Source organism: Candidatus Methanoperedens nitratireducens, assembly GCF_900196725.1.
Lineage (GTDB): Archaea > Halobacteriota > Methanosarcinia > Methanosarcinales > Methanoperedenaceae > Methanoperedens > Methanoperedens nitroreducens_A.
In genome coordinates this window covers 1-2,314 of the sequence record NZ_FZMP01000156.1, presented here as the reverse complement: position 1 = coordinate 2,314, position 2,314 = coordinate 1, and the positions used below count along the sequence as shown (strand labels likewise).

Here is a 2,314-nt window from a genome sequence, read left to right as displayed (position 1 = left end):
ATCGATCCCTTCCTTGGATTGGGAATAATTCCTGTTATTATACACAAGGCCGTTTTTTTCAAGCAGTACTTTGAGTTTCTGCCTTCCCATTTCATTGTTTTTTACGCATTCTACGCCAATTCCTTTATATCCGAACACAGGCTTCACCACAGCGCGCCCAAAAGATGCCAATGCGTCAAGCGCTTCCTCCCGGGAATTTGTCACCAGGGTAACGGGTGTATTGATCCCATTATTTCGGAACATATAACTTGAAACATATTTATTGGCAGACCTTGCAATTGAATCCGGCGAATTGATGACCGCTATACCAAGGTCTTCCAGCTGGCAGAGGATATCGAACCTGAAAGAAACATCATTTCTTGTTGAAGGTCCAAGGTCTCTTACAATAATAGCATCAAGAGTTGTAAGATCGATCCCCCTTGAGTATAACTTACCTGATGAGATGTTCGAAGTCGCTTCACTGAAGCTAAAAGTCAGGGCTTCCATTCCGCATTGCATAACGGAATTATAGAGTGCAATTCCAGTCCAATCTGCCGGGTCTGTTACTGAAATACCTATCCTTTTCATTTTATTATCCTGTAAATTCGTTTATTCTTGAAATACCGGCTTCAAGACGCGGGATTTCGCATATCATACAAAAAAGAAAATTAATTGTTCTTTCAGCGTTATCTATTATCACGCCATCACTTGATGCTACAATATCATGAGAGCACTTTAAATCATGATCCGCATGTCTTGAAGTACCAGCATCGCCAATTAAACCTGCCTGATCTATCTTTTCCCGAAGCAATCCTGCCAGTAAACCACTTTTACTGATTTGTGAATCAAAAAGAAAACATACTTGTGAAGGGCCTTTCTCTTTTAAGAATGATAATATCAATTCGATGGCATGATGTGTATTCCCGGAAGTACTGAAATTCCTGGATACGCCCTTTATGTCCCTGATAACCCCATCATCGCAAAGAATTGCTTTTTTCTCAAGGATACTTTCCATTCCGATAATGATATTATACCCGTCAATTATGACCTTATTTCCCCGTATTTTATCACATGGCAGGAATTTCAGGCGCCTTTTTTCACAAATCGACCTTGCGATAACTGCCCTTGAAAGAATATGCCTTGAATCAGAATCCATCCTGTAGTGATCGCATACAAATCCCACAGCGCTTTTTTGGGGAAATCCCCTGTTAAGAAGATATCTAATGTCAATAGCTGCATCCTCAATACTCATGGGTTCACCCTGAACCGCAAAAGTGCGGCTATACCTCCCAGTGCTTCAAGCTTCTTTCCGGGCTCAAACTCTGTGCTAAATACTACAATTCTTCCCTGTGAATGCTCAACTTCTTTTAAGAATTCATCGATTGATTTGCCTTCACGTTCTGTACGAAGCAATTCATCAGTAATCAAAAGAGTATGGATGGCTCCAAGGTTCTGTGCGTTCCTGACATCTGCCATTCCATAGGATACTTTCCCGTTTATGGATATCTCTTTCATCAATTCTTCAATAAGTTTTGCTTCCCTTCCGATCCTTGATTCTTCCATTATCCTGTCAACTGCGCCCCTTCGAAGCACCTCCTGGAATCCGGATATACCGATTGAAGTTGTATCTTCAAGAACCGCTTTTTTTGCGAGTTCAGGTTCCCTTGTTCTTATGAACTCAAGAAAATCCTCTTTTGTAAATCCCGGTCCTGCAAGTATGACAGCATCTACTTTCTCTGCCGCCCATTTTAACTGCGAAGCCAGTTCCCCGAAGAATTCATTACGTGTATTGCCCTCGCCTTTTCCAAGTGATTGCCGAAGCGATGATGATTCTTCAACGCCGAACTGTCTTACCATTCCTATGGATGCCTCTCCTTCTTCTATTGTTGCGATAATCACTTTTGGGCGCATGGATGCGATTTGCGCTTCTTTTATTCTTTCGAGCTGGTCGCTTTTCCACGTTTTGATTATGGATATATCAGTTCCCTCTTCGATGTTTATAGTGTGGTATGCGCCGGTATCAATTCCATCAACTATAGTGCCATGAACACGCAGGCGGTTTGCGAACTTATGGAATTCCACTTTCTCGACACATATCCCGAGCCGCATCGTTTTCTTATCAGCTTTTTCAGGTCTCAGTTTATCCGTAGCTCCCTCAATACGTCTTTTCGTAACTGCAAAAACAATGTCCTGGGGCTCAAGTATGTATTTTAAATGCCACATGTCATCTAATGATTCCACCATGAGCGAGATCTCACCATCATTTCCCCCGCAGGTCTTTTTTTTAACAGTTTCATCCAATCACCATAGTTTCCGGCCAATATAAAAAATAACG

At 41.8% G+C, this 2,314-nt stretch carries 2 protein-coding genes and 1 pseudogene; all 3 read right to left on the bottom strand.

All coding sequences use genetic code 11. The features are described 5' to 3' along the window. Window positions 1–567: pseudogene (locus MNV_RS10305) on the bottom strand (tetrahydromethanopterin:alpha-L-glutamate ligase); the annotation flags it as partial. A 4-nt stretch (window positions 568–571) separates the two neighbouring features. After that, window positions 572–1,231: a DUF434 domain-containing protein gene (locus MNV_RS10300; protein ID WP_096205797.1), complete on the bottom strand. Its 660-nt coding sequence runs from the start codon at window positions 1,229–1,231 to the stop codon at window positions 572–574. Then, window positions 1,228–2,280 (bottom strand): mRNA surveillance protein pelota, encoded by a 1,053-nt coding sequence (locus MNV_RS10295; RefSeq protein ID WP_257000024.1) that lies wholly within the window; start codon window positions 2,278–2,280, stop codon window positions 1,228–1,230. The genes MNV_RS10300 and MNV_RS10295 overlap by 4 nt, the downstream gene beginning before the upstream one ends. Window positions 2,281–2,314: the final 34 nt, after the last annotated feature.